Annotated in this window: 4 protein-coding genes; all 4 read left to right on the plus strand. The window is 71.6% G+C overall.

Annotation, left to right across the window (positions count from 1 at the left end; genetic code table 11):
• Positions 1–383, plus strand: a 383-nt coding sequence (locus H9652_RS02985) for a hypothetical protein (RefSeq protein WP_225227655.1), incomplete at its 5' end; no start/stop codon positions are given.
• A gap of 178 nt (positions 384–561) precedes the next feature.
• Positions 562–816, plus strand: a complete 255-nt coding sequence (locus H9652_RS02990) for a hypothetical protein (protein ID WP_191794640.1) — start codon at positions 562–564, stop codon at positions 814–816.
• A 32-nt stretch (positions 817–848) separates the two neighbouring features.
• Positions 849–2,741 carry a sigma-70 family RNA polymerase sigma factor gene (locus H9652_RS02995; RefSeq protein WP_191794642.1) on the plus strand — a complete coding sequence of 631 codons (1,893 nt, stop codon included), beginning with the start codon at positions 849–851 and terminating at the stop codon, positions 2,739–2,741.
• Positions 2,742–3,026: 285 nt separating this feature from the next.
• Positions 3,027–4,001: thioester domain-containing protein (locus H9652_RS03000; protein ID WP_191794644.1), on the plus strand; the 975-nt coding region annotated here is incomplete at its 3' end.

Here is a 4,001-nt window from a genome sequence, read left to right on the forward strand (position 1 = left end):
ACCCCACCGACCCCACCGACACGACCGACCCCACCGACCAGGGCGACCCCACCGACGCCACCGACACGACCGACCCCACCGACCAGGGCGACCAGGGCGACCAGGCCGACCAGGCCGACCCCTCCAGTGTTGCGGAGCCCGCGGCCGCGCTCTTGTTGACGACACACACCGTCCCCGCGCAGGAAGCCCTTGTCGCTTCGAAGTCCGCAGCGACCACGACCCGCACCGTGACGCCCGTCAAGGTCAACCACGCCACGGTGTCATCGGCGCTGGCCCACACCGGCGCTGAGGTAGGTGCGTACGCCCTCGGGGCCGCTCTTCTACTCGGGGTCGGTGGCGTCATCACCGTCCTGGCCCGCCGGACTCGGCGCTCCGAGCGCTGAGTCCGAGGCTTTCGGAACCGCTGGTCGTGGGTGGTGTCGCTGTCACGTCCTCGGCCAGCGGCCCGGCCTATCCCGAGCCAACTCCCTACGACGACAGTGCGCCAGCGTCATCACATTGACCCTCGGCGCGTGCCATGGGAAGCAGCGGCAGCCGACCGGCGCCGCGAGGAGGGACGACATGACGATGAGCAGCGCACCGACCGAGGCGTTCCCACCCGATCCCCGTCGGCAGTCGGCGACGCTCACCTCGCTCGCATGCTGGCTGTGCGGCGCGACCGCCTTCGCGCAGTGCGACGTCACGGCGCACCAGCAGTACGCGAACGCGTGGTTCGCCTGCACGGCGTGCGATGCGAAGGCCGGCGAGATCTGCCGTCCCGAGTGCGACGCCGCCAACGCCCTGATCGACCTCCTCGCCGGGATCCGGGCTCTCTGACCACCACCCGTCCCCACCTCCAAGGAAACTCCATGACGAGCAGCACCCCAGAGCTGACCGACGTCGAGCTCGTCGCCCAGGTACGGGCCGGAGACCGCGAGGCCTACGCCGACCTGTGGCAACGCCATCACGGCGCGGCTCTCTCCGTCGCCCGCCAGTACGCCGGCATCGCCGACCCCGAGGACATCGTCCAGGAGGCCACCCGCGCGGTCCTCGCCGCGATCCTCGCCGGGGGTGGCCCCTACGGGGCCTTCCGCCCCTACCTCAACCAGACCGTCCGCAACACGGCGATCTCCATGTCCCGCCGTCGCGCTCCCCAACCGGTGGGCGACCTCCACGACGTGGCCGAGCGCTCGCTCGACGACGCAGTGGAGGACCCGGCCGATGGTTCGCTCGAGAAGCTGGTGACGGTCCGGGCGTTCAAGGCGCTCCCGCTGCGTTGGCGGTCGGTGCTGTGGTTGACGTGCGTGGAGGGGCTGAACGTACGAGACGCCGGTGCCCGGCTCGGTCTGTCGCCCAACGCGACCTCCGCGCTCGCCGTCCGCGCCCGGGAAGGGCTGCGCAAGGAGTGGCTCCGGGCGCACCTGAGCGACCACCGTCTGGCCGTCACGTGTCGCACGGTCGTCGAGCAGCTCCCTGCCCTGGAGCGAGGAACGCTCTCGGCGGAGGAGCAGAGACGTGTGGAGACCCACCTTCGGGACTGCCTCCACTGCTCGATCGTCGCCGCCGAGATCAACGACCTGGCGGCGCGACTTCCCGTGATCCTCGCCCCCCTCGCCGCAGCAGGCGTCGACCTGTTCGGTCCTGGCGTCCTGCGACGGCACGCCGTGCTCTCCCAGCGTCGTTCGCTGCACCGGCGCAGCCCGGTCGCCCGTCGAGATGCCCTACGCTCGATCCGGGCGATGGCCTCCGGGTCGGGCAAGGCATGGGCCGTCGGTGCACTCGTCGTCGGGGGTGCGGCCGCGGCGGCCGGCGTCCTGACGCACGAAGTGACGCCATCGACGATTGCCAAGCCCGCTACTGAACAGCCCGCACCGGCTGGGTCCGCGGTCGGGTCGCCCGACCTGCCGCCCGAAGCCACCGGTCAGGTTCCCGGTATCGAAGCCTCCGACGACGCCGTGCCGGCCCCGGTCCGGGCGGTGGCGCCGGCGCCCGACGACCAGGTGGACGTCGGGTCCGGCACCCCCGACTCCTCTCCCCCAGCCACCCGGCCAGGCCGCGTCCCCGACGCGGTCGACGCTGTTGCGAGCGGGTCTCGCGACGCCGAGGCGTCCGCCCCGACCACAGGTGTGACCGACCCCTCCGATCTCGCCAGCCGCGACCGGAGCGGAGAAGGCCCGGCTCCCGCCCCGGCCATCGGTCTGCCCGCTCCGACGGTCGACCCGCATCCCAGCGGGACCGCGCCGCTCTGGTCCCTTCTCTTCGCGGGTACGGGCAGCGCCCACGCGACGGTCGAGCTGCTGGACGCCACGGGGACCGTCGTCGCGAGCTCCGTCGTGGGCAACGAGGGTCGCTGGCAAGTTGCGCTCCTCGCGTCCGAGCGGACGGCCGATCTCGACACGTACTCGGTCCGTCAGGTAGATCAGGACGGCGCCGTCTCGCCCCAGGAGCTCGTCGGGACGTACCGGTTCGCTGCGCCGTCGATCGACGTCTGGCACCTCGAGCCATCCGGGTTCGAGCGCCCGGGCAGTCCGGGCGTTGCCCTCTGGATCCACGGCTCCCCTGGTGTCGTCCAGACGAAGGTCGACGGCTCCCTCGGCGAGACCCACGCCTTGCCCGGCGGGCTCCTCGTGCGGCTCCCCGAGCTCGCGACCGGCCTCCACACCGCGAGCGTTCGCTACGTGAACCCCTGGACCGGAGAGACCGGTGCCTGGCAGTCCGTGCCGCTGGTCGTCCCGGCGGCCCAGGACCGGTCGGACGACTGATCGCCGCCTACCCGTGCGGCTCGAGCGCGGCGGGTGAAGTCCTTCCCACCTTCGTCATCCGTGCAAACCCGCACGCGTGACCAACGCGATGGCCCGCCGACCAACGACTGCGCCACCGCCCAACCATCACCGGCCTGTGCCGGTCCGAGACCTCCCTGCGCCGCCGATCGCGTCGCACGGAGCGTCCGCAACAGAGAGAAGAGCTCCATGAAGATCCGGTGGATCTCGCGTCCCAGACGGCGCGGGAACGACCAGACAGCACGTCCCCGACGCGCACGAGGCGCCGTGTCCTACGGTGCGGCCGCGGCGATGGCCCTGCTGCTCGGAACCAGCAGCCTGCTCGCCGGCGTCACGAGCGCGCAGGCCGCGGTGGGCGACCAGACCCAGGCCACGAACCCCGACTGGGGTGGCGGCTCGTCGACCTGGTCCGCACTGTGGGGGCTGGCCAACGGCACCTGGCAATACTGTCTCCAGATCGACCGCTCCGGCCCGGAGACGAACTACGAGGGCTTCAGCGTCAAGTACACGCAGAAGGCCTCCAGCGCGCAGGTCTTCGACTACAACCGTCCCGCCGACGCGCAGGGGAAGATCAACTGGATCCTCCAGCGCGCCTACCCCTACCTGACGATCTCCGAGGTATCGGCGATCACCGGCATCAACGGTCTCGACTCGGACGAGGTCATCGACGCGACCCAGACGGCGATCCACTACTACGGCGACGCCCCCACGGTGGACGCGAGCCGGATCACGACCGGGGCCGACGCCCGCGCCCTCTACAACTGGTACATCTCCCACGCGGTAAGCGTCAGCCCCAACAGCCCCAACGGCGGCTCGATCTCCTTGACCCGCGCCAGCACCTTCTCCCGGGCCGCCGGTGGGCTGGTCGGCCCGTACGTCGTGCACACCGACCAGGTGCAGATCGTGCACCTGAGCGCCTCGGGCGGACGGGTGGTCGACGCAGCGGGAGCCACGGTGAGCACCGTGACCGACGGCGCGAGCGTCTACCTGGCGCCGACCGGTACCGGTCCGGTGACCCTGACCGCGAACGGCACGTACGTGTACGTCTCCGGGAACGTGTGGGACCCCCAGCCGGGACAGTACTCACGCCGCGGCAAGGCGTTCCAGCAGCTCACGACCGCCGAGGCCAAGCCGCGACAGGCGCAGATCTCCGACACGCCCACGCCACCGCCCACCCCCACCGTCGCGACCACCGCCCTCGACAAGGCGGACGGTGACCACACCCTGCCCGCAGACGGCGGC

The sequence above is a fragment of the Oerskovia rustica genome (assembly GCF_014836555.1).
In the GTDB taxonomy this organism is placed as follows: domain Bacteria; phylum Actinomycetota; class Actinomycetes; order Actinomycetales; family Cellulomonadaceae; genus Oerskovia; species Oerskovia rustica.